General features: G+C 44.8%; 19 protein-coding genes. 14 read left to right on the plus strand and 5 right to left on the minus strand.

What is annotated here, in order from left to right; translation table 11 throughout:
• Positions 1 to 62 precede the first annotated feature (62 nt).
• The 4 genes from HMPREF3027_RS04905 to HMPREF3027_RS04920 are packed head-to-tail and all read right to left on the minus strand — an operon-like array spanning position 63 to position 6,095.
• Positions 63 to 2,876: a M16 family metallopeptidase gene (locus HMPREF3027_RS04905; protein WP_070707399.1), complete on the minus strand. Its 2,814-nt coding sequence runs from the start codon at positions 2,874 to 2,876 to the stop codon at positions 63 to 65.
• Between the two features lie 6 nt (positions 2,877 to 2,882).
• Positions 2,883 to 4,019, minus strand: coding sequence for a metallophosphoesterase (locus tag HMPREF3027_RS04910; RefSeq protein WP_070707401.1), 1,137 nt, complete (start codon positions 4,017 to 4,019; stop codon positions 2,883 to 2,885).
• Positions 4,016 to 5,383 carry an MATE family efflux transporter gene (locus tag HMPREF3027_RS04915; protein ID WP_018028205.1) on the minus strand — a complete coding sequence of 456 codons (1,368 nt, stop codon included), beginning with the start codon at positions 5,381 to 5,383 and terminating at the stop codon, positions 4,016 to 4,018. The genes HMPREF3027_RS04910 and HMPREF3027_RS04915 overlap by 4 nt, the downstream gene beginning before the upstream one ends.
• 4 nt (positions 5,384 to 5,387) lie before the next feature.
• On the minus strand, positions 5,388 to 6,095 hold the full coding sequence (locus tag HMPREF3027_RS04920; RefSeq protein ID WP_018028206.1) for a Crp/Fnr family transcriptional regulator: 708 nt from the start codon (positions 6,093 to 6,095) through the stop codon (positions 5,388 to 5,390).
• Positions 6,096 to 6,647: 552 nt separating this feature from the next.
• Between HMPREF3027_RS04920 and HMPREF3027_RS09605 the strand changes: the two genes are divergently transcribed.
• The 14 genes from HMPREF3027_RS09605 (at position 6,648) to HMPREF3027_RS04985 (ending at position 24,439) form a co-directional block, all read left to right on the plus strand.
• Entirely contained in the window at positions 6,648 to 6,791 is a 144-nt protein-coding gene (locus HMPREF3027_RS09605; protein ID WP_168165875.1) for a hypothetical protein, read from the plus strand.
• A gap of 263 nt (positions 6,792 to 7,054) precedes the next feature.
• A complete protein-coding gene (clpP, locus tag HMPREF3027_RS04925; protein WP_018028208.1) occupies positions 7,055 to 7,762 on the plus strand; it encodes an ATP-dependent Clp endopeptidase proteolytic subunit ClpP in 708 nt (235 codons plus the stop codon).
• A 17-nt stretch (positions 7,763 to 7,779) separates the two neighbouring features.
• Entirely contained in the window at positions 7,780 to 9,051 is a 1,272-nt protein-coding gene (gene clpX / locus HMPREF3027_RS04930; RefSeq protein ID WP_070707404.1) for an ATP-dependent Clp protease ATP-binding subunit ClpX, read from the plus strand.
• A 340-nt stretch (positions 9,052 to 9,391) separates the two neighbouring features.
• Positions 9,392 to 11,599: a DNA helicase RecQ gene (recQ, locus tag HMPREF3027_RS04935; protein ID WP_070707406.1), complete on the plus strand. Its 2,208-nt coding sequence runs from the start codon at positions 9,392 to 9,394 to the stop codon at positions 11,597 to 11,599.
• A 5-nt stretch (positions 11,600 to 11,604) separates the two neighbouring features.
• Positions 11,605 to 12,483, plus strand: coding sequence for a DUF3298 and DUF4163 domain-containing protein (locus HMPREF3027_RS04940; RefSeq protein WP_070707408.1), 879 nt, complete (start codon positions 11,605 to 11,607; stop codon positions 12,481 to 12,483).
• A complete protein-coding gene (gene rsmG, locus HMPREF3027_RS04945; protein ID WP_083317517.1) occupies positions 12,473 to 13,120 on the plus strand; it encodes a 16S rRNA (guanine(527)-N(7))-methyltransferase RsmG in 648 nt (215 codons plus the stop codon). Before HMPREF3027_RS04940 ends, rsmG begins: the two co-directional genes overlap by 11 nt.
• 8 nt (positions 13,121 to 13,128) lie before the next feature.
• Entirely contained in the window at positions 13,129 to 13,752 is a 624-nt protein-coding gene (locus tag HMPREF3027_RS04950) for an MBL fold metallo-hydrolase (RefSeq protein WP_070707410.1), read from the plus strand.
• Between the two features lie 75 nt (positions 13,753 to 13,827).
• Positions 13,828 to 16,677, plus strand: coding sequence for an aminomethyl-transferring glycine dehydrogenase (gcvP, locus tag HMPREF3027_RS04955; protein ID WP_070707412.1), 2,850 nt, complete (start codon positions 13,828 to 13,830; stop codon positions 16,675 to 16,677).
• 182 nt (positions 16,678 to 16,859) lie between these two features.
• Complete coding sequence (gene leuS, locus HMPREF3027_RS04960) at positions 16,860 to 19,652, plus strand: leucine--tRNA ligase (protein ID WP_070707414.1); 2,793 nt, start codon at positions 16,860 to 16,862, stop codon at positions 19,650 to 19,652.
• A gap of 65 nt (positions 19,653 to 19,717) precedes the next feature.
• Positions 19,718 to 20,653 (plus strand): YitT family protein, encoded by a 936-nt coding sequence (locus HMPREF3027_RS04965; protein WP_246830533.1) that lies wholly within the window; start codon positions 19,718 to 19,720, stop codon positions 20,651 to 20,653.
• The gene (rdgB, locus tag HMPREF3027_RS04970; RefSeq protein WP_070707416.1) at positions 20,650 to 21,240 is read left to right on the plus strand and encodes an RdgB/HAM1 family non-canonical purine NTP pyrophosphatase; all 591 of its coding nucleotides are present in this window, start codon (positions 20,650 to 20,652) and stop codon (positions 21,238 to 21,240) included. Before HMPREF3027_RS04965 ends, rdgB begins: the two co-directional genes overlap by 4 nt.
• A 6-nt stretch (positions 21,241 to 21,246) precedes the next feature.
• Positions 21,247 to 22,680: an exodeoxyribonuclease VII large subunit gene (xseA, locus tag HMPREF3027_RS04975; RefSeq protein ID WP_070707417.1), complete on the plus strand. Its 1,434-nt coding sequence runs from the start codon at positions 21,247 to 21,249 to the stop codon at positions 22,678 to 22,680.
• The gene (gene xseB / locus HMPREF3027_RS04980) at positions 22,673 to 22,915 is read left to right on the plus strand and encodes an exodeoxyribonuclease VII small subunit (RefSeq protein ID WP_070707419.1); all 243 of its coding nucleotides are present in this window, start codon (positions 22,673 to 22,675) and stop codon (positions 22,913 to 22,915) included. The genes xseA and xseB overlap by 8 nt, the downstream gene beginning before the upstream one ends.
• Positions 22,916 to 22,927: 12 nt before the next feature.
• On the plus strand, positions 22,928 to 24,439 hold the full coding sequence (locus HMPREF3027_RS04985) for a GH3 auxin-responsive promoter family protein (protein ID WP_070707422.1): 1,512 nt from the start codon (positions 22,928 to 22,930) through the stop codon (positions 24,437 to 24,439).
• Positions 24,440 to 24,507: 68 nt separating this feature from the next.
• On the opposite strand, the gene HMPREF3027_RS04990 is transcribed toward HMPREF3027_RS04985, so the two are convergent.
• Positions 24,508 to 25,197, minus strand: coding sequence for a hypothetical protein (locus HMPREF3027_RS04990; protein WP_070707424.1), 690 nt, complete (start codon positions 25,195 to 25,197; stop codon positions 24,508 to 24,510).
• Positions 25,198 to 25,223: the final 26 nt, after the last annotated feature.

The raw sequence follows: 25,223 nt of genomic DNA on the forward strand, positions 1-25,223 counted from the left end.
ATGCCCATCTTATTTGTTTCGAACTGGCGTCTCTGCAAAGATGCCCCTCAAAAGACAGTGTTCTACAATAGATGTTTTTTGGAAACTCTAGTGATTTGAAAGCTCTCAGAAAGTTGAGCAACCATCTTATCGTCAATATTTCCTATCATCGACAGTGTGATAGGAGACTTTATAACCTTGTCTATATGAAAGTCAAGAACCTCCTGTAGGGTTATTGATTTCAGGTTATCCTCAATAATCAAAGCAATATCCTTATTGTAGCCTTGACGTATATGAGAAGCAATTGTTCGGCTCTTCATCCTCATTGCTGGGTAAGTGCTTCGGACATCGCTCCGCAGGGTATTTATAGCTATTTCAAGTCTATTAGGGTCATCAGGACTTCTATGTATCAGTTTATTGAGAAGCTCAATGACCTCTAGCAACTTATCAGTTTGCGTGCTTAGGTATACTAGTAAATCCGTTTGCCCGTCATGAATAGAGTGGGGGGCAAAACTTGTAAAACTACTTACACTGTATGCTAAAGAACGATACTCACGGATTTCTTGAAATAGGAGTGAGCTCATTCCACTGCCTAGATAGGTCGAATAAACTCTGAGAATACTCTTTTCATAGTCCGATAGTACTCCCATAGGTAGATACCCTTTTATGACTACTTGAGTAGCACTAGGCTCATTGTGGAGTAGAATGCGATTGCCAGATGGGAGGACAGAGGGCACATAAAAGTAGCCCTCTCCACATTCTGATATGGCATCTAGATTGAAGCTACTCTTGATGCAAGAGGCGACCTTCTCTATCTCTAGCTTTCCAGTGTAGTGAATATCCAGTTCTGATTGTAGTAGATGGTGAAACTCTTCCACCATATCTTGGGCTTTCAGCTGCTTTATTTTAGACAGTGAAAGGTCTGCCTTGTAAGGTGCCTTTTCTCCATATCTTGCCAAGTCCAATAGTCGCTTTGAGAGCTCCGTGATATCAGCCTTTATCGCTCTATCTGAAATCTTCCTTGCCTCAATTAGCTTCTTAATCTGAGGCTTTTCTACCTTTATATCGTTCAAAATGGAGCCAACAAGTGCTATTGTCTCACTAAGGTAGTGGTCAAATCCAGAAATCCGAATACAGAAGAAACTAGGTTTGGACTCATAGGTGATAGTCGCCCCCAAACTTTGTAACCTTTGATTTAGCTCGTGTGCACTCATTTCGGCTCCACCAACTAAATCCAAATATTGCTCTAAATAAGTTTGGAGTGGGTGATAATAGGATTGACGGAAGAAGAGCAAATCGAGAGAAAAAAGATCATTAATCTCATTACCCACCTTATATAATCGAACCAGATCATTTGCCGACAAATCCCTCTGCTCCGCATCCTTTTTGAAGTCCAAATACTTCATAGGTAGCTTCGGGATTTCTAGCGTCTCTAGGTGTCGTGAAAATTCAGACTTCGCACCTTGATTCGGTGCTTTCACGGGCTGGTAGGGAGGCTTTGGTAGCTTTTCAACGGCATATCTTCCAGTTTGCTTCTTAACCTCCAGATAGTTGCCGTCCAAATATTTTTGTGCCACCTCCACCACCTCTTCCTTGCTTATTGAGCTAAGCAAATCCAATTCCCTCATCAGGTCACTCCACGTTTCATTCTGTGCAAAAAGTGACGAAAGAAGCTTAGCTTTTTGTTCGCTCGACTCTAATTGTAGGAGGTTGGCCTTGTACAGCGATTGTTTCACCTCTTCCAGAGCTTGAATGCTAAAATCTCCTCTCTTAATTTGCTCAATCGCCTTTTGGACTCTTTTCTTAACTAGATAAGAGCTTTGGAGCAACTTTGGCATGATGTAGACCCCAAACAGCCCCATATCATTGAGTGCAAAGTTGATAGCCGCTGCCTCCATCACCTTTCCATCAATCGTAAGCCTATCCAGTAGACCCGTTTTGCCATCGTTATTCAAAAGAGACTGTACCAAGGACAATGCTACCTGGTCCGGATGATTATTGGGTACCGTGTGCCAAATGAACCCCAGCCCCTTCACAAATGGGATAGGTACCTTTATGGTCATTTTCTCGTGTCCATCAAAAGGCATGGGCTGAGGGAGTTGCAGAGGTTTCCGACCACCCGATTTGATTCTTCCGAAAGTCCGCTCAAGCAGAGGTAGCAACCCCTCCTCCTTGATATCTCCGGTCAAGATCAAAGCCATATTCTCGGCATAGTAGTACTCCCTGAAAAATTCTTCCATCGCACGAATATCGGGCGATTTCAGAGCTTCTGTACTACCGATAATAGGATATCTATAAGGGTGGGGGGCTGCCAAGCGCTCCATAATTCTCTGAATCGGTTCTGTACTGATATTATTGGAGTACATATTCTTCTCCTCATAGACCGTCTCCAACTCACTTTGAAAGAGCCTAAATACAGGAGCAATCATCCGTTCACTATTCAGCTCGCACCAATGCTCCAGATACTGAGGCGAGAACGAGTTGTAAAATAGAGTATAGTCGTACGATGTGCCAGCATTCAGCCCACTCCCTCCATACTTCGAGATCAGGTGATTGAAGTCATTAGGGATGGCATACTTTGTAGCTTCAATATTAAGCTCATTAATTTTGCTTTGCACCTTCTCCCGTTCGGCACTATTTTTAGCTGTTTGTAGCTTTGAATATTGTTTGGTTATCTCCTTCAGAATAGGTGCTTCCTGCTCATAATCCACCGTGCCAATTCGTTGAGTTCCCTTAAACATAATATGCTCAAAATAGTGTGCTACGCCACTATTAGGGGTCTCCTTAGCACCAGCCCTTACCACCACCTGCCCAAACACTTTAGAATCAGATGAGTCAGTAGAGATCCATACAGTTAGACCATTATGGAGAATAAACTCCTTAACTGAGTCATTCATAAATGATTATTTCTCCCCTTCTAGGTTTAGGTGAATAATCACCACTTCGCTGAGAGTGCCAAGCAATATAGGTGAAGACGAAAAGCCTAGTCCAGAGCTAGTAATATAATGCGTTACTCCTCTGTGTAGATATCCATAAGAGTTTTCAAAATTGAGCCATACTAACCACTTAAAAGGGATAAACTGGCCATCGTGAGTGTGTCCATGCAGAGCCAAGTCGATTCCTAATGCCCTTTCCACATCTGGTTCAATGGGCTGGTGATCAAGCAAAATGGTAGTGGCTCCCTCTGGTACCTGCTCCACAAGTGATTTCAATGGAAGTCGATTACTCTCATTATAGGCATCATCACGGCCGATCAGATAGAGAGAGTCCGATAGCTGCACCACACTATCCACAAGGAGCGTGCCCACCTCATCTAACCACTTCCGCTTAGGCTCATGATCTATATAATACTCATGATTACCAAGCACATGAAAGATACGCGACTTATCAGTGTGCAAACTAAGGATCAGCTCAGATATCTCAGGGTCCCGCTCCACGTAATCAAAGTAGTAATCCACCTGATCCCCACCTACCAATACATAGTCGGGTTGCTCCTCTTGCACCATCTTTACCATCTTCTGTAGCACCTCCTTTTTCACCAGTTCTCCTATGTGTAGGTCGGTTATAAAGGCTATCTTTAGTTCCTTAGGAGCTCCATTGTAGGGTAGTGTGATGTGGTAGTGCGTTGCCACTGGATTTATGGAGTTGTAATAGCCTTTAATACAGAGCGCTCCAGTAATAGGAAGCAACACGATGAGAAGCCAACTACGTAATTTTAGCCGTAGTTCTGCCTGCTTCACCACATTAAGTTTCCCCAAAAGCCAAATGATGAAGTAGCCACAGAGTAGGGGCATCATTAGGATCACTATAAATACATAGTAATTGGTAAATAGAGAGGTGCCCACTCTTAGGTACTCACCCCTAGAGTGGTAAAGCACCTTAGATATCACGATCACCAGGAAGTATAGTAGTTCGAAAACAACCCAACCAATCGCTATCCTACGCCACTGAGAGCCTTTTTTAGTGGCCCACCATACGCATAGTAGAAACAGAGCATTCAGTAGCACCTGTCCCGCCAGTGATATCAATAGCATCCTCATACCTTCTTTTCTTCTTTATGTTTCCTGAAAAATAGCACGATTAACGTTAAAGATATGGTAAAGGAGAGCACATCAGCCACCGGAGTTGCCAGCCAAACCCCTTTCAACTCCCATATCATTGGAAGGAAGTAGATCAGAGGGATCAAAAAGGCTACCTGCCTAGAGATACTAAGGATCATTGCCTGCTTCGCCGAACCAATACTTTGGAAGAAGTGGACACAAGTTACCTGAAAACCAACAGCCCAAAACGCCATATTCTCAATCCTCACAGCCTCCTTAGAGACACGGATGAGCTCATCATCAGTAGTGAAGCACCGCACTAGCCCCTCTGTGAAAAGCTGAGTAATCACGATGCCCACCACTCCTATTATTACGTTGAGCCTCACCGTTTTGATAAAAGCTTCCTTCACCCTATGGATATTTCCTGCCCCAAAGTTATAGCCCACTACCGGTTGCATTCCAATAGCCAAACCGAGGATAAATAAAAAGATAGTGGTGCTAATACTATTAGAGATCCCATGGGCACCCACCGCATAGTCGCCTCCATAAGCTACTAGGCTACTATTCTTAAATAGGTGCACCATACTTGCTGCCAATTGCATCACAAAAGGTGCCACCCCAATACTCAGAATCCCCCATACATAGCCCCACTGGAGCTTGAAGTTCTTAGCGCGAATGCGGAGAAAGGCACCAGTATCTGTAAAGTGATGCATCACAAAGAGCATACCCACAAACATGCTCAGCACCGTAGCCCATGCTGCTCCCTTGATTCCCCATCCTAGTCCGAAAATAAATAGGGCATCAAAAGCCACGTTCAGCACCGCCCCAATAATCATCGTCACCATCGCTTTGCGAGGATACCCAGTCGCCCTCATCACCGAATTGTACGAAAAAGTGAGGTTCGCAAAGATATTCCCCGGGATCACTATCCCTAAGTAGTCCATGGCATAGGGGATCGTATCAGCCGAAGCGCCAAAGGCATAGAGCATCGGCTCCATCAGTAGGTAGCAGAGAGTGATGGTAGAGAGACTCAATACTACAGAGAGCACAAAGGCATTACCCAATAGATTTTCCGCTTCTCCTCGCTTCTTCTGCCCAAGCAAGATAGAGATCCTAGAGGAGGCTCCTACACCTACTAGGATCCCAAAGGCTTGTAAAAAGATAAGGATCGGAAAGGTGAGTGCCAAGCCCGAAATCGCCAAGCCTCCCACCCCTTGTCCAATAAAGATCCTATCCACCAAATTGTAGAGCGAATTGACCATCGTCCCCACAATCGACGGTACCGCATAATACCTGAGTAGCTGCCCAATAGGAAGCGTGCCCAGGTCATACGTCGTGATCGTGTTGCCTTTACCTCCGCCCATACTTTTATCCTAGCCTGCTAATCCGCTGAAGCTTCTCTTCATCTAGCACCTTAATCCGTCGCCCATTCAGAGCCACTACCCCCTCCTCCTGAAAGGAGCGAAGCGTCCGCACCGCATTGCTAGTAGTCATATTACTTAGGTCCGCCAACTCATTACGCGTCAGATAAGCCCTAATAGTCCGCCCGTCCGCCTCAGTGCCATACTTTCTCCGCAAAAGTAGAAGCGACTCCGCCAGCCGGCCCCGCGTGTGCTTTTGGGTCAGCGTAATCGTCAATTGATTGCGCTCCCTTAGTCGCAAGGCCAGGTCATTCATAAAGTAGAGCCCCACACTCGCATTGCTACGAATGATCGTCTCCAGGCTACGGATCGGTACCAAGCAAATAAGACTCGTCTCCACTGCCGTAGCACTCGTTAGCGGGTTCTCTCGTGCAAAGTAGGCTTCATAACCAAAAAACTCACGTGCCCTAACGAGACTGAGTATCTGAGTGCGGTCAGCCTCCTGCGTCACCTTCACCTGCCCATCCACCAAGATAAATGCATTCTGCGGAATTACCGTAGCATCATAGATCACCTCACCACGTTTATAGATATAGTAACTGCTCCAGATCAAGAGCTCCTCCCGCTCATGATCCGAGAGAAGCCCCCAAAGCTGTGGCATAATATTTGATAGGTGCGGGCTATGCTCCTTCTTTACTTCACTTCTTTCTTTCATCACATCTCTCTAAACCTCCTACAAAGGTACCAATTTTTTACCTCATCATACCTCTCTGGCACCTTTGTGCCAGAGGTCGCGTTGTACGTCGCTCCTACCTAAGAGCAGGCACCTGAGTACCAAGCGTTGAATAGCTCATAGAGAGAGGGCTTGAATGGGCGTATACACAAAGGTAGATGAATAACGCTAAGGCCTCCATAAAAGCTCTATCCTAGTAGAGTGAAAAATGAGATGCAACTAAGCAATCGGCGAGATGCAACTCAGCATTTGCCGAGTTGCAACAAAGCAAAAGCTTTCTTGCAACTCAGTAAGCGATTTTATATAGTGTTGAGTTTTAGGCAATTGCGACTAGGGTCTCTATGCCCCCTATTTTAGGTGGATTTTCACCTTGTTATGTGGGTCGAATATTGTAGAGACTGTTGCACGAAGGCGATCTGCGGCGTTGCTATCGGAATTCGGGTTCGGTCACGTACGTGAGTACGCTCCATTCACCCTCATCCTCAGCACCTTGTATCTCATCCTTCGTACAAAGTCTCGGCACATTTGAAGCAAATGTACGAGAATGGCACTTCGTGCAACATTCTCATTGTAGTACCTCGTGGTGGTAAGTATGGATTTGATACTGATATAGTTCCTATGACTGGTATTTATAATGCCCTTCCCCGCCACTCTCTCCTTCGTCAAAGTGGAACCTAATGTGAAAACCGAAAGGTTGGTTGGGGAAGGGGTGAGGCGAGATGTTGTCTTGCTATTTTCCCTAAATATTAAAACCTTGATGCACCACTTTACCTCCGAGGGTCTATTTTTTTTGAAGCTTTAATAGTGAAACGGGTGTGGATCTCACTATTTATATATAAGTTTGCTCATCAAAAGGGTAGGTGACAAAGTGAGGGCAGATAGCTTTCGCTTAGTAGGTTGTCCTTTGAAAGTGTGAATAATATATATATGAGTATATGACTATGTTGAGTAATCAAGAGATGGGGCGGGAGTTTGAATTGTATGCACATAAGCATCTTGGGATTAATTCTCAATTGGTGAGTGACTATACTAAGATGGTTAGCAGCAGCGCTGTAGCGGAGGGGTATATCTCCCCCACCATTATAGAGGAGCGGCAGATGAATGTGGCACAGATGGATGTATTTAGTCGATTGATGATGGATAGGATTATCTTTCTTGGCTCCGGCATTAATGATTACGTGGCCAATGTGGTGCAGGCACAGCTGCTCTTCCTAGAGACGAGCGACCCTGGCAAGGATATTTCGCTCTACATTAATAGTCCTGGTGGCTCGGTCTATGCCGGTTACGGGATCTATGATACGATGCAGTATATCAATTGTGATGTGAGCACCATTTGCACAGGCATGGCGGCAAGTATGGGCGCGGTATTATTAGTGGCTGGTACAGAGGGAAAACGGTATGCGCTCCCTCACTCCAGAGTGATGATACACCAACCGCTGGGCGGTGCTCAGGGTCAGGCATCGGATATGGAGATCACGGTACGGGAGATCATTAAGGTAAAGCAGGAGCTCTTTGAAATCCTCAGTCGACATACCGGCAAGACGGTAGAGGAGATTGCCAATGATAGTGACCGCGACTACTGGATGACTGCCGATGAGGCGCTCGCCTACGGTGCGGTGGATAAGGTACTTCGGAAAGAAACTAAGTAATAGTCTATATTGTATCAATGGCAAAACGAAATCATTCGGAGCACAATCAGGAGGAGCGGTGTGATATCTGTGGACGGCCTGCCAGTATGGTGGACTTCTTGGTGCCGGGGCCGGTGGGAAATCTCTGCGATGAGTGTGCTACTACGGTTCATAAGGCGGTAGAGGAGGTGCGGCATCAGCAAGCGCATAGGGGGAGGTTCGCTCTGCCAAGTATGGATGAGCTGCCTAAACCTCGTGAGATGGTTGCTTTTCTAGACCAGTATGTAATTGGGCAGGAGGAGGCAAAGAAGACCCTTTCCGTGGCTGTCTACAATCATTATAAGCGACTGATCTACAACGAGCAAAATGCTTCGAAAGCTAAGCTGAATAGTGGCGATGCTCATGATGTAGAGCTCCAAAAGAGCAATATCATGATGGTAGGACCTACTGGCACAGGTAAGACTTTAATCGCCAAGACGATTGCAAGGATGCTCAAGGTGCCATTTACCATTGTGGATGCGACTGTATTTACCCAAGCTGGCTATGTGGGGGAGGATGTGGAGAGTATCCTCTCACGATTGCTACAAGTGGCAGACTATGACGTGCAGGCGGCGGAGCGTGGAATCGTCTTTATAGATGAGATGGATAAGATCGCCCGCAAGGCGGATAACCCCAGTATCACCCGCGATGTGGGGGGTGAAGGGGTACAGCAGGGGCTCCTGAAACTATTGGAGGGTGCCGATGTGAATGTACCACCTGAGGGAGGTCGCAAGCATCCGGAGCAGAAGATGGTGCTAGTGAATACGGAGAATATCCTCTTTATCTGCGGAGGTGCGTTTGAAGGCATTGAGCGGAAAATCGCTAAGCGCAAGAATACTCGTGTGGTGGGCTATGCCAATAAATTGAGCCACCGACACCTCGATAGTGATGACGAGAGCCTACTGAAGTATGTTGAGCCTGCCGACTTGAGGTCATTCGGATTGATTCCCGAGCTGATCGGGAGGGTACCGGTACTCACTTATCTGACCCCACTCGGTCGGGAGGCACTGAAGTCGATACTGACGGAGCCAAAGAATGCGATCGCGAAGCAATATCAAAAGTTGATGTCGCTAGAGGGTATCACTCTGGAGATAGATGATGCAGTGTATGAGCTGATTGTGGATAGAGCTATTGCTCTAAAGACAGGGGCTAGAGGGCTACGCTCGATATTTGAGGAGCTGATGCGAGATGTAATGTATGAAGCTCCATCATCTTCTAAAAAGAAGGTGCGAGTGACGGCTAAGATGGCGGAGGAGATCTTGGGTGAATAGGGTATGCCCTTTTGGGGCGGTGCCTGATCGGACAGGTCTGACGACCGATAGAAGGTGACGCAAGGCTTTTTAATTTTGAGCCTGGTGGGGTGCCCAACTCACAAGGCGTCGTGGAAGATGGGGTATGGGGTTCTTCCTAGTCGGTCGGAGCTATCGCCCCTCCGACATGGGGGCTACAACAAATCGGATCTCCTCGGAGACTCTTGTAGTGGGAAGGGTGGTGGAGTTTATTTTTTTTGAGTGGTGTGGTATTTGTAGGTGGTATCAACTTTTTTTGGTACCTTTAAGCATTGGAAGTTTTTAGGACTTATGAATTAAGTGTTTTTTAGGAGAACTCTCTATGAATGCTCTAGATACTATTGATAGCCAATTGAAAGCTAAATTGTTTAAAGTGTTGAAGCAGTTTTTTGGCTTTGATGCCTTTAAGGACTTGCAATTTGAAATCATCAGCAGTGTATTGGGGGGGCAAGACACCTTTGTCTTGATGCCCACTGGTGGTGGGAAGTCGCTCTGCTATCAATTGCCTGCTCTAGTATTGGACGGGACGGCTATCATCATCTCTCCATTGATTGCCTTGATGAAAAATCAGGTAGATGCATTGCGTGCCAATGCAAGTGATGAGAGGATTGTGCATTTTATGAATTCCTCTCTCTCTAAAGCTCAGTTAGAGCAGGTGCATGATGACCTGAGAAGTGGGGTGACGAAGATGCTTTATGTGGCACCTGAGAGCCTGACAAAGAAAGAAAATGTGGATCTGCTGCATGAGATTAACGTCTCATTTTATGCCGTAGATGAGGCACACTGTATTTCGGAGTGGGGTCATGACTTTCGCCCAGAGTATCGAAGGATACGAGAGGTGGTGGAGGAGATTATGGTACGCCCGATTATCGCTCTTACCGCTACTGCCACGCCTGTGGTGCAGGAGGATATCATTAAGTGCTTGGAGATGAAGCAGCCCAATATCTTTATGAGCTCTTTTAACCGTCCCAATCTGTACTATGAGGTACGGAAAAAGGATGAGGATATTGATAAGGATATCATTAAGTTTATTAAAACACATGAGGGTAAGACTGGCATCGTTTACTGTATGAGCCGGCGTAAGGTGGAGCTATTTGCAGAGGTGCTGAAAACGAATGGCATCAAGGCGATGGCTTACCATGCGGGTATGGAGAGTGGAGTGCGTGCAGAGGCACAAGACTCCTTTATCAGTGAGGATATTGATGTGATTGTAGCTACCATCGCATTTGGCATGGGGATTGACAAGCCAGATGTGCGATATGTGATCCACTATGATATCCCGAAAAGCTTGGAGAGCTACTATCAGGAGACGGGAAGGGCGGGGAGAGATGGAGGCGAAGGAATTTGCATTGCATACTACTGCGATGAGGATATCCAGAAGCTCCGAAAGCTCTTACAGAGCAAAAACAAAAGTAATAATGAGCGTGAGGTGGGTCGCCAGCTACTTGATGAGATCACTGGCTATGCGACCTCTCCGATATGTCGAAGAAAGTATATACTACATTATTTCGGTGAAAAGTATCATTTTGATAATTGTCATAACTGCGATAATTGTTTGAGTCATAGAAAATCTGTGGAAGCAAAAAATGAATTACGATCTATTCTTCAGGCAATTAAGAGCTTGAAGGAGGAATTTAAGACAGAGTATATTATCAACTTTGTAATGGGTGTGGATAGTGCCGATATTGAGAACTTTTGCCACACCGAATTAGAAGAGTTTGGCTGCTGTAGTGATATGGAGGTGGAGGTGGTTGAAACGATCCTACAGCAAGCTCTGATTGATGGTTATATTGAGAAGGATGTAGAGCGTTTTGGCGTGGTGGAGCTCACCAAAAAGGGGAAAACCTTTATCAAGAGCCCAAAATCTTTCCAGATACATATAGAGGATGATGATGACTTAGAGATCCCCACAGAGGAGAGTGCTACTGGAGGCGCAGGAGTGGCTGATCCACAGTTATTCTCAATTCTAAAAGACCTGAGGAAGAAAATGGCGAAGCAGTTGGATCTGCCTCCCTATGTGATTTTTCAGGAATCGAGCCTACAGGATATGGCTACCTTTTATCCTATCAATGAAATGGAGCTCCAGAATATTTCGGGGGTAGGACTGAGTAAGGCAAAGAAGTATGGCAAGCCATTTTTGGAGGTCATTAGTGAGTATGTACATGATAATGAAATAGATCGCCCTGAAGATATCCGTATTCGTACGGTGCCTAATAAGTCGAAGCTAAAGGTCTCTATCGTGCAGATGATCGACCGAAAGGTATCCCTAGAGGATATTGCCAATACTTACAATCTCGACTTTCCCGAATTGCTCAGTGAGCTGGAGGCAATCGTATATAGTGGCACGAAAATCAATATCAACTACTTTATTAGCGATGTAATGGAGGAGGAGGCTATTGATGAGATCTTTGACTATTTCAAGCACTCAGTGACGGACGATATTGAGACAGCTATGAGTGAATTGGGAGTATATGAAGAGGAGGAGATAAGGCTGATTAGAGTGAAGTTTATTTCGGAGATGGCGAACTAAGTTATATGAAAGGAAATAGGGTAATTGGGGTGCTGGTGGGGACTTTATTGCTAGCCCAAGTCTCTTGTACGAAAAGTAAGCAGATTGATTCGCTTGACGGCTTGGTTACTTGGGAGGCTGTAGAGGCATCGACTGAGTATATTGACCCTTACGTGCTTGAGGAGTGGGAAGGCGATGATGCCATGCCATCGTGTAAAGTAGATATAAAAATGTCGTATCCGACTTTTTCGGATAATAACTATACCGAGATACGAGACAGCTTGGTAAAGTCTATAGCGCAGCGAATTTACCCGGCTCCTTTGGAAGACTTTTCAAAAGAGGGAGTAAAGGCTCATCTCGAAAAGTATGTGGAAGAGCAGGTGGGAGATTATAAGCTCGACTTAGAGCAGGCTAAAAAGCTCAACTTTGATGTTGGCTCATACAGCGTTTTCAGCCGAGAGTATGAGTATAGCGATAGTATTACTTATTCGGAGCATGGTATTTTGTCTTTGATTTCGAAGACAATTGAATACTCAGGTGGCGCACATGCCAATCAGTTCGCTTCTACCCTTAATTATAATCTAAATGATAAGGCATTAATTACTGTTTCGTCGCTATTCAAGGAGCCTAATGATGAGGATTTGCTCGACTTGTTATTTAATGCTTTGATGCACTCTTTTGAGGTGGAAACACGTGAAGAACTTGAGTATAAGGGGGTCTTCAATTATCATGCCTTAGAAGTGACCAATAATCTCTATTTTGATAAGGATGGCATTACGTTTTACTACAATCCATACGAATTGGCTACTTACTCAACTGGTCCGATAGAGTTGCATCTATCTTATGACGAATTGGCCCCTTACTTTACTAATGAATATAAGAGACTTGGAAAGCATGGCGAGTGAAATAAGGGAGGTAATTGGCAGCTATTTCCCACATCTTTCAGAGGAGCAGTGGGAGCAGCTGGAGGCGCTTCCAGCACTTTATAAGGAATGGAACGAAAAGATCAATGTGATCTCACGGAAGGATATTGATAATCTAGTGGTTAATCATATTCTGCACTCTATGAGTATCGGTTTGTATACCGATTTCAAGCCGATGACCGCTATTCTAGACGTAGGTACGGGGGGCGGTTTGCCTGGAATTCCTTTGGCTATCCTGTTCCCCGAATGCCAATTTACGCTTATTGATAGCATCGGCAAGAAAGTGAAAGTGGCAACAAGTATTAAAGAGGCGATAGGGCTAAGAAATACTTTGGTGCTACAATCGAGGGCTGAAGATATGGGAGCAGGGTTCTTTGATTTTATCGTCAGTCGTGCAGCGATGCCTATGAAGAATCTCGTTCGTATTGGAGAGGATATCATTGATACGAGCGACCAATCTAATACCTTGAGAAATGGGGTGATTGCGCTCAAAGGCGGTGATCTTACGGAGGAGCTAAAGCCATTTCGCAAGTCGATTAAGGAGGTGGAACTGAGTACTTATTTGCCAGATTTGCCTTTTTTTGAGACGAAGAAGATAGTTTATTACCCTGTTAGATAATCTCTATTATGCTACAATATAAGCGGTTTACGGTGAATATGGTACAGGTCAATTCCTACCTTCTATGGGATGAGACCAATATTGCTTGTATCATTGACCCTGGCTTTTCGAATGAAAGGGAGTGCCAAATGCTCTGCAACTTTATGGAACAACACGAGTTGCAACTGGAGTGGTCGTTGGCGACGCACTTGCACTTTGACCATGTGCTAGGGGCAAGGTTTATAGAGGAGCACTTCGGGATTGAAACGGAAGCGACTTCGCTCGAGATTTCGCGTCTCCCTTCAATTGAGCAGCAATTAGTGGCCTTTGGTATTCCTGCCGAGGAAGGTAGTTTTTCTTTTACTCCAAAGCAGTTGAAGGGCCCTGTGCACTTCGGTAATACGACGCTGGAGGTGCTGAAGACCCCTGGACACTCGCCAGGGCATGTGACTTTTTACGACTCCACTAGTGGGGTAATGCTCTGCGGTGATGTGCTATTTAAGAATGGAATGGGGCGCTATGACTTATGGGGTGGAGATTATGGCACGTTGATGAACTCAATAGACCAATTACTGCAATTACCAGAGGAGACGGTGGTGCTATCGGGGCATGGTCCAGAGACAACGATTAAGGCAGAAAGAGCTAATTTTTGAACACAACAATAAGAGGCCTAAATCTGTTATATAACTGATGACAAACAACACTTTACAAGATAAAAACAAATGCGTATGAACACCAATGATTTTACAATTCGTCACGTGGGGGTAACCGACCACGATGATGAGCAGAAGATGCTGAAGAGCATCGGGGTAGAGAGCATTGATAAGCTCTTAGACAAAGTTTATCCTGCCAATATTAGGCTCAAGGAGGAGCTGGACCTACCTGAGCCTATGACGGAGCGGGAGCTGATAGAGCATATCAATGAACTCGGACAGAAAAACAAGGTATTTACCTCGTATATCGGTATGGGATGGTATGATACCTATACACCAGCTGTTATCCAGCGTAATGTGCTTGAGAATCCAGGGTATTACACCTCTTATACTCCTTATCAGGCAGAGGTTTCTCAAGGTCGCCTTGAGGCTCTATTTAACTTTCAGACTGTGATTACGGAGCTTACAGGCCTTCCTCTAACCAATTGCTCGCTACTAGATGAAGCTACTTCTGGTGCGGAGGCAGCCTCTATGTTGCTGAATATCAGAAGCAGAAAGCGCAAAAATGCTAATAAGCTGTTTATTGCCGAGGATCTATTCCTCTCTACGAAGGGTGTGATCCGTACTCGTGCGGCTCGCTGGAATGTTGAGGTAGTGGAGGGTAAGGCTTCTGACTTTGACTTCGCAGAGGACTACTTTGGTGCTATCGTACAATATACTAATGACCACGGTGAGATAAAGGACTATAAGGAGTTTATCGCAAAAGCTAAGGAGAAGGAGATTAAGGTGGCTGTGGCTGCAGACCTTATGTCGCTCGTGCTGCTCACTCCTCCAGGTGAGATTGGCGCGGACATTGTCTTTGGCTCAGCTCAGAGGTTTGGAGTGCCTATGTACTTCGGAGGTCCTTCTGCTGGGTATTTGGCTTCTACCGATGAGTACAAGCGTGTAATTCCAGGGCGTATTGTAGGTATCTCTAAGGATCCTAATGGTAAGAATGTTTTCCGCCTAGCACTACAGACGCGTGAGCAGCATATCAAGCGTGAAAGAGCTACCTCAAATATCTGTACAGCACAGGCTTTGCTCGCCACGATGAGTTCTTTCTATGCTGTGTATCATGGCCCTGAAGGCCTTAAGGATATAGCTGGCCGAATCCATACTTATGCTGTAGTACTCAGCAAAACACTAGCTAAAATGGGCTATACTCAGTCCAACAAGCAATTCTTTGATACCCTTTATATCACTGGGTTGAGCAAAGATGAGCAAAGCAAGATTAGGGAGATCGCTCTTGATTGCCAAGTAAACTTCAGGTACTATGAGGATGGGGCGATTGGTATTAGTGTAGATGAGACAACACTGCTATCCGACCTTGGTACTCTATACTATATTTTTGCTACTGCTAAGGGTATTGAGGTGCCTACGCCTGAGTTACCAAATGAGTACATTCAAGTGGAAGATCAGTTCCGTAGAGCAAGCGACTTCCTACAGTTTGAGGTATTCCAAAAGTACCATACTGAGACGGAGCTGATGCGCTACATTAAGCGGCTAGAGAAGAGGGATATTTCTCTAGCACAGAGCATGATCTCTTTGGGATCTTGTACTATGAAGCTCAATGCTGCTGCAGAGCTCTTTATCCTCTCTAATCCTCAATTTGCCTTTATCCACCCTTATGCTCCTGCAGATCAGACGGAAGGATATATTGAGATGCTAGATAATACAGCAAGTCTACTAGGAACCATTACTGGTCTACCAGGGGTGTCGTTTATGCCAAATTCTGGTGCGGCTGGTGAGTACTCAGGTATTCGTGTCATCACTGAGTATCTCAAGGCTCAGGGAGAGACTCAGCGTGACCTTATCATACTGCCAGCCTCAGCACACGGTACCAACCCTGCTACAGCATCATTGGCAGGTTATGAGATTATCATTGCCGATACGGATGCCGATGGTAATATTGATGTAGATGACTTCGTGAAGAAGGCTACGGATAATAAAGACCGCTTGGCTGCAACTATGATTACCTATCCTAGTACCCACGGTATCTTTGAGGCAGAGATACGCAAGCTGATAGATACGGTACATGAGTGTGGTGCTCTGGTATATATGGACGGTGCCAATATGAATGCACAGGTCGGTTATACCAATCCTGGATTTATGGGAGCTGATGTATGCCACCTCAATCTGCATAAAACCTTTGCGATACCTCACGGAGGTGGAGGTCCAGGCGAGGGTCCAATTTGCGTTACAGAGAAACTAAAGCCTTATTTGCCAAGCCACGCTGTAGCTTATGGGCACGACTTTATCCCTGTAGCTGCTGCTCCATTTGGTAGTGCTGCAATTGTGGGAATTACCTATGCCTACATACGTATGCTAGGTCGTGAGGGTCTAAAGCGTGCAACCAGTACAGCAATCCTCAATGCCAACTATATGGCGTCTAGGCTGAAGGATACTTATGGTATTACCTATAGTGGACATACTGGATATGTAGGTCACGAGCTGATTCTTGAGTGCCGCAAGGTGAAGGAGATGAGCGGTATTGACGAAAATGACATCGCTAAGCGTCTGATGGACTTTAACTACCATGCACCTACGCTATCATTCCCAGTTCACGGTACACTGATGATTGAGCCTACCGAGAGTGAGTCGCTTGCTGAGTTAGATCGCTTTATCAGTGTGCTGGAAACGATTTGGGATGAAATCCAAGAGGTGGCTAATGGTAGTGCCGATAAGGAGGATAACGTTCTGAAAAATGCTCCTCACCCACTATACGAGGTGGCTGGTGATAATTGGACCCATCCATATTCACGTGAAAAGGCTGCCTTTGCACTGCCATATCTGAAGGATGATAAGTATTGGACTAATGTGGGAAGAGCAGATAATGGATTTGGTGACCGCAACCTTGTTGCTACCTATTCATGCTGTGAGTTTTAGTCCGTATCTTTGGACGTAATAACTATACTGATATTTAGGGGCAAGGCAGAAATGCTTTGCCCCTAAATTTGTTTATGCATTTTATTGAGCCCCAAACATTAGGCAATACAAGCTGAATTGAGTAACTTTGCACAATAATTGTAGGGGAGTGTGATTTTGTTTTTTCGGATCTAATAAATGATATGGAGTACAAGTTTACAGAGATAGAAAACAAGTGGCAACAATATTGGGAGGAACACAAGATATACAAGGTGACTGAGGACGCCTCTAAACCTAAGTTTTATATCTTGGATATGTTCCCTTACCCCTCTGGAGCTGGATTACATGTGGGGCATCCACTTGGATATATTGCCAGTGACATTCTAAGTCGATATATGCGACATAAGGGATATAATGTACTCCACCCTATGGGTTACGACGCCTTTGGTTTGCCAGCTGAGCAGTATGCCATTCAAACAGGGCAACACCCAGAAAAGACAACTAAAATTAATAGCAAGAGGTACCGAGAACAACTAGATAGCATCGGCTTTAGCTATGATTGGAGTAGGGAGGTGATGACTTGCGACCCAAAGTTTTATAAGTGGACTCAGTGGGCATTCATTGAAATGTTTGAAAGCTACTATGATAATGTTGCCGAAAAAGCCCAACCAATCACAGAGCTGATCAAGCACTTTGAGCAATGTGGTACGGAGGGGCTTGATGTGGCATGTAGCGAAGAGCTGAGTTTTACTGCAGATGAATGGCGTTCTAAGAGTGAAATCGAACAGCAAGAGGTGCTGATGAACTATCGTATCGCCTATCAAGGTGAAACGATGGTGAATTGGTGTGCTGGACTTGGAACGGTACTTGCCAATGACGAGGTAAGCGAAGGCCTTTCAGTACGTGGTGGCTTTCCCGTAGAGCAAAAGCTGATGAAGCAATGGCAATTGCGCGTATCGGGTTATGCCAATAGATTACTTGAGGGGCTGAACAAACTGGAATGGAGCAACTCTCTGAAGGAGACTCAAAGGAATTGGATTGGCAAGTCTTCAGGAGCGTTGGTGCAATTCCAGCTCCAAGATTGCTCGGAGGCTATCACAGTATTCACCACACGACCTGATACACTTTTTGGTGTGACCTTTATGGTATTGGCTCCTGAGAGTGAATTGGTAAGTAAGGTGACCACTCCTGAGCAGGCTGAGCAGGTACAGGAATACCTGGATAGGACCAAGAAGCGTACCGAGAGAGAGAGAATGATTGACCACTCTGTGAGCGGTGTCTTCAGTGGAGGGTATGCGATTCACCCAGTCACTAAGTCTCCTATCCCAATTTGGATAAGCGACTATGTACTGGCGGGTTATGGTACTGGTGCGGTGATGGCGGTGCCAGGCCACGATACAAGAGACTTTGCTTTTGCTAAGCACTTTGAGCTACCAATTATTCCTGTAGTGAAGCCTAAAGGGGTTGAAATCGCCGAGGATCCTAATGAGTGGGAGGAGGCTGTAGATAGTCAAGAAGGGGTGATGATAAACTCCGACTTCCTTAATGGCTTAAAGGTGAAAGAAGCGATCTATAAAATGATCGATTTCTTACAAGCACAGAAGATAGGATGCCGTAAGGTTAACTATCGATTACGTGATGCTATATTTTCACGTCAAAGATATTGGGGCGAGCCTTTCCCTATCTACTATAAAGAGGGGATGCCCTATGCTTTGGACAAGAGCAAGTTGCCATTAATCTTGCCTGAAGTTGATAAGTTTTTACCTACAGATAGTGGTGAGCCACCACTCGGTAGAGCCAAGAATTGGACTACAGAAGAAGGGTATCCGCTTGAGCTAAGCACTATGCCTGGCTTTGCAGGAAGCTCGGCATACTACCTCCGATATATGGACCCGCACAATGATACTGCTCTTGTTTCTAAGGATAAAAATGAATATTGGAGGGAGGTAGATATCTATTTTGGTGGTTCCGAACACGCTACAGGTCACTTGATCTACAGCCGCTTTTGGAATATGTTCCTTTACGACTTAGGCTATGTCTGCGAGGAAGAGCCCTTTAAGAAGTTAGTAAATCAGGGAATGATCCAAGGACGCTCCAACTACGTATACCGTATTAAAGGAAGCAATCAATATGTGAGCTTGAATAAAAAGAAGCAGTACGATGTACAGCCTATTCATGTGGATATCCATATTGTGCACAATGACCGCCTTGATATCGAAGCGTTCAGAAAGTCAAAGCCTGAATTTGCAGATGCAGAGTTTATCCTTGAGGATGATGGCACTTACATTTGCGGATTTGCCGTGGAGAAGATGAGTAAGTCGTACCTCAATGTGGTCAACCCCGATGATATTATTAGAGAATATGGGGCGGATACACTAAGGGTATACGAAATGTTTTTGGGGCCTTTGGACCAATCCAAGCCTTGGGATACCAATGGTATTGACGGCGTCTTCAGATTTCTACGTCGTACCTATGCACTACTCTTTGATTCCAGTGACCAGCTCTCAATTTCTGATGATAAGCCAACTTCAAAGGAGTTGAAGGTGCTACATACTTGTATTATGAAGGTAAATCAAGGGCTTCAAAGCTACTCTTTCAACACCTGCGTAAGTGCCTTTATGATATGCATCAATGACCTCACTGCTCTTAAATGCAATAACCGTAAGATATTGGAGGAGTTCACCGTGCTATTGGCACCATTTGCTCCGCACTTAGCAGAGGAAATGTGGCATCTGCTAGGCCATAATGAGAGCATTGTAGATGCTCCATATCCAGTACACAACGATGCTTATCTTAAGGAGAGTGAGATACAGTACCCGATCTCTTTCAACGGAAAGGTGCGTTTTCAGCTAACTCTTTCAGCAGAAATGAGCAAAGAACAAATTGAGGAGGAGGTACGCCAGTCTCCTGAGCTAGAAAAATACTTAGACGGCAAGGCGATCGCGCGCATCATTGTGGTGCCTGGCCGCATAGTCAATATTGTTACCAGTAAATAAATTAACTTTCATATCATAATAAGAACATGCAGTCGAAAAAAACTTGGTCCATAATCAAAGATTATGTGTTCATAACATTAGGATTACTGATCTATCTAGTTTCCTATTTTTGCTTTATCTATTACCACAAGATTACAAGTGGAGGCCTTGCTGGTATCGCATCAGTGATTAGCTGGGGTTTTGACATTCCCTTCTCTGTCCCTTACAACGCCATTAACTTTACACTACTATTAGTGGCTATCAAGGTACTTGGATGGCGCTTTAGCCTTAAAACAGTTTACAGCGTCGCTTTCCTAGGCCTTTCTACCACCTCTATTGAGCAGTATATCCTACCTGCATATCATGATATGATCCCATTGCAAGATAATCCTGCTTTGGCGATGATTATTGGTTCAATAATGATCGGTATTAGCTTAGGAATTGTCTTCTCCATGAACGGATCTACTGGAGGTACAGATATTGTGGCGGCCATTATCAATAAGTATAGACAGGTCTCTATCGGTAGAGCACTGATTTACATTGATGTGATTACCATCACTGCCAGCTGGTTTATCTTCAAGAGCCCTGATAAATTGGTCTTCAGTATGCTACAAGTATTGATCACCAACTCCTCCGTTGATTATTACCTTAATGGGTCACGGCAGAGTATGCAGTTCTTCATCATTACAAGGAAACATCAAGAGATGGCCAATGCTATTCTCAAGGGTGTTAATAGAGGGGTAACCTTCTTAAATGGTGAAGGAGCCTACTCACACCAGGAAGTTAAAGTATTGATGGTGATTGCTAAAAAGACTGAGAGCATCAATATTTTTAGAATTGTAAAGGATGTAGACCCCAATGCCTTCATCACTCAGACACTCGTTAGAGGTGTGTATGGTCAAGGATTTGATGTGATCAAAGTGAATAATAAGAAGAAGATTCAGACACAGGCTCCAGATGGAGTGGCATTAAAAGAGTCTGAAATGGAGACTGTTAATCATCCAAGTGAGCTCAAAGGATGAAGCTGTTATTTGCTACTCATAACCCACATAAAGCCCAGGAGATAAGAGATATATTCTTATCTTCTGGCTCTGCTTTAGAAATTACCTCGCTCGTAGAGTTGGGGGATATGGAGGAGATAGTCGAGTCGGGTGATACTTTGGTTGAAAATGCTTTAATCAAAGCACGAGAAGGCTATGCACGTCACGGCTTAGACTGCTTTGCCGATGATACAGGGCTAGAGGTAGAGGCCTTAGATGGTCAACCTGGAGTTTACTCAGCAAGGTATGCTGGTCTTAAGTGCAGAGCGGAGGATAATATCCAAAAGCTGCTAGGCGAACTGCAAGGTATTCAAAATCGTAGTGCTCGCTTTCGCACGGTGGTCGCCCTTATCTTGGATGGCGAAGAGCACCTCTTTGAAGGAGCTGTCAATGGTCAAATTATTGATCATAAAACTGGTGCAGAGGGGTTCGGATATGATCCTATTTTCCAGCCCAATGGCTATTCAATTACCTTTGGAGAGATGAGCGAGTCCGAGAAAAACAAGATTAGCCATAGGGGAATGGCCATCCAAAAGCTGATAGCTTTTCTTAAAAATCAAGAGGTTTAATTCATTATGGGATACGATGCACCACTTTCAAAGCCACAGCAACAAAGCTTCCAAGCAATGAAGCTTAGCGAGCTATTGGGCTATGTCAAGGGGGTGCTTAATAATGCTCTTGGAGGGTACTACTGGATCACTGCCGAAGTCTCCAATATAAGTCAGTCTGCACATAATGGGCATGTCTACTTTGATCTTGTCGAGACGCAGAATGGCATTAAGAAAGCATTCGTAAGGGGTAATCTATGGTCGGGTCGTGCTTCGCAAGTACTGCCTCGTTTCTACCAAGTGACTGGTGGACCCATCACTTTTGGAATGGAGTTGATGATGCTAGTGAAGGTTGATATGCATCTTCAATATGGGCTTTCCCTGACTATTTATGATATTAATCCTGAGTACACTTTAGGGCATCTGGAGCGACTACGCCAGGAGACCATCAACAAACTCAAGGCTGATGGTATATGGGATCTAAATCGCCAGCAGTACCTTCCAAGTCTTATCCAGAGAGTGGCGGTGATTACATCCGCTACAGCTGCAGGGTGGGGCGACTTTCAAAAGCAAATCTCCCAAAATCCAGTTGGTAGACTTCTTAAGATTACGCTGTTTTCATCAATGATGCAGGGTGAGGGAACCACCGCCTCTATTGCCAACTCACTTACCAAGATCGCAGAAAACCTTGAGGATTTTGATGCTGTAGTAATCATCCGAGGTGGGGGAAGCAAGATGGATCTATCTGCCTTTGATGATTATTTACTCTGTAGTCTTGTTGCCAATTTTCCGCTACCGATTATTACCGGTATAGGTCATGAAAAAGACCTCTCTGTGGCCGATATGGTTGCTCATACACCCCAAAAAACGCCGACCGCAGTTGCCGACTTTCTCCTAAGGCGAATGGAGTTAGTCGTTACTCAGCTATTTAATGCTGAGAGCAGACTTGAGGCTATCCTCACCGAGTCAATGGAGAAGTCAAGTCAAAAGCTAGACTACCTATCGCAGAGAAGCCAACTTATTTTAGGCCAAATCGAACGGAAATCACTACTCCAACTCAGCGACTTTAGCCACTCTCTTGAGAGAAATCTAAGCGTGCGTCTAAGACTTGAGACAGATAGAGTTCATTCTAATCAATTACACTTGGAGCATCTGCTACAGCTCCACAATTCAAAGAACCACCAAGGGGCGCAGATGATTACTTACCTTTCTCAGAGGCTAACTTCTTGGCTGAAAAACTTGCCTCGGAAAATGCTCGAAACTCAGGTGCAGTATGAGCGGATAGCTGAGCTACATAGTCCTCAAAATATCATGAAGCGCGGCTTTCTGCCAGTGTTGAAAAATGGTGAGCCTATCCAAAGTGTCCATTCATTACAATTATCAGATAGCCTAAAGGTGTTATTACTTGATGGGGAGATTACCACAAACATTCAATCTATAGAGAAAAAAGAAGATGAATAACCAAGATACAGATATAGAGCTAACGTACGATGAGGCGGTTGCAGAGACAGAAGCGATCCTAAACGAGTTGGAAAGTCAGCAGTTACCTATTGACCAAATCCTAGCCAAGAGCAAAAGGGTGGTAGCTTTAATTGCCCATTGCCGAAAGGAGATCTCAAAGGTAAGCGATGAGGTGGATAATATCCTCAGTGAATTGAAACAAAACGAATCAAAAACCAATTCACAAGAGCAGTAATACCCAATTACTATGGATCTGATTACCTCCCTCATCTATAAAGCAATGTCTTTTCGCCTTCGTAAGATAGAGCGATACACTACAGAAAGCGACTCCATACAAATGGCTCAGCTAGCACAGGTGCTGAAGCGGTTGAATAATACAGCTTATAGCACAAAGTATAGCAAGAAGCCCATTCAATCATACGAAGAATTTAGCAAGAGCATCCCAATTGTGGAGTACGAAAATCTTCGCACCTTTGTAGAGGAGATGCTGAAGGGAGAGAGAGGGCAGCTTTTTTCTGAAAAGTGCCAGTGGTTTGCCACATCAAGTGGCACATCAGGTGGACGGAGCAAGTATCTACCAGTTCCCAATTCTCATCTTCGAAAATGTCACTATAGAGGTGCTTCCGATACTCTTTGGCTCTATTTGGATACACGGCCCGATAGCCAGTTTTTCAAACATAAAAGTTTAGTTATTGGCGGAAGTCATAGTCCCAGTCAGTATGGTCGAGGAACTCATACGGGCGACCTATCAGCTATCCTAGTCCAAAATATGCCATTGCTAGGCCAGCTTTATAGAGTTCCCTCCAAAAGCACACTGCTAATGGGCGAGTGGGTATCCAAGATGCAGAAAATAGTGGAGGAGGTACACAGCGAGGACGTTGGTAGCTTATCAGGTGTACCGAGTTGGATGCTTGAGACCATTATGGCTATTTTAGAGAAGACCAATAAGCAAAACCTTTCTGAAGTTTGGCCTAATCTCGAAGTGTTCTTTCATGGAGGCATCGGCTTTGAGCCCTACAGAGATAAGTACCAATCCATTATCCCAAGTAGTAGGATGCAATATCGAGAGACTTACAATGCAAGTGAAGGCTTCTTTGGCATCCAAAACGACCCTTCGGATAAGTCTATGCTACTGATGCAAGACTACGGTATATTTTATGAATTCATCCCGATGTCGCACTTTGATGACCCAGAGAGATCGGCCATACCACTTTGCGATGTACAGAAAGGCGTCAATTATGCGATGGTGATCTCCACATTGGGCGGGCTTTATAGGTATGTGATAGGGGATACTATTCAGTTTACCGAGCTCAGCCCATACAAGTTCGTCATCACAGGTCGCACCGCCAGCTACATCAATGCTTTTGGAGAAGAGCTTATGGTGCACAATGCCAATGATGCTATCTCCACAGTCGCCAGTGATATGGGGCTTACGGTGCTAGAGTATACTGCAGGTCCGCGATTTAACCTGGACAAAGCCAATGGTTATCACGAGTGGGTCATTGAGTTTGAAAAAGCCCCATCCGATCCCACTTTCTTTATGGACCAACTAGATAAAGAGCTCCGCAAGGTCAATAGTGATTATGATGCCAAAAGGTACGCCGATATGGCACTGCTAATGCCAAAGCTAGTTATTGCCAAGAAGGACCTCTTTAGAGAGTGGTTAATCAAAGAGGGTAAGCTAGGCGGACAGCATAAGATCCCCCGACTCAAAAACGATGTAACGCTTCTTGACCAGCTAATAGAACTGAATAAATAGACAAATATATAAAGAGACTTCTAGGGTATTTCCCTATGAAGTCTCTTTTTTAATTGCTATGTCCAACTCTACTGCTCTTCTTTTATTTCACCCAATTGGATGGCGATATACCACTTGGTGTCTGGACCATTGGGGTCGTAGAGTAGGTCTTGTATCGCTTGCTTGCCTTTCTCCTTGGCTTTTTCCCATGCCAGTTCGGGGATAGGCTCGGAGTAGTCGCACCTGAAGTCGCCACCCTTGTAGTAGGCTTCTGGAAGAAAACAAACGCCAAGTATTGGTGAGGTGAGGCTTTGCTCCTCCTTGCTACAAGTTATCTCTATTTGATCGTAGTATCTTGGTACAAAGCCGAAGATGCCGTGGGCGTAAGCATCTAATCGGATCTCATCTTCAGCCATCAGGTTAGGGTTGTTCAAAATGAGTCCTTCTTTTGATTCTCGCACATCAACATAAGTGGGCATCGCTTTTTCATCCACTACCTTGTAAATGATAGCCACCTTTCCCTCTTTTATTTCGTGAAATAGCTTCTCTTTCACCTCTACTTGTAGTGTGTTGATGCTGGACTTGGATTTCTGAGGGGCGACAAACTTAAAGTAGTTGGGGCTAGAGGTCAATTCTTTGGTGACTAGGGGGTGATTCTTCAATGGGCCTTTGAACCTTTTGCCATCCCACTCATTGATCTTTAGATGATGATTTGCTTCATCGATCATCTCCTGAATGGTGAGTGACACTCTCTTGAATGGTCTATTCTCTTTCTTCATATACTTATATCTTTCCTATCAATCCT

It is taken from the genome of Porphyromonas sp. HMSC077F02 (assembly GCF_001815465.1).
Taxonomy (GTDB): Bacteria; Bacteroidota; Bacteroidia; order Bacteroidales; family Porphyromonadaceae; genus Porphyromonas_A; species Porphyromonas_A somerae.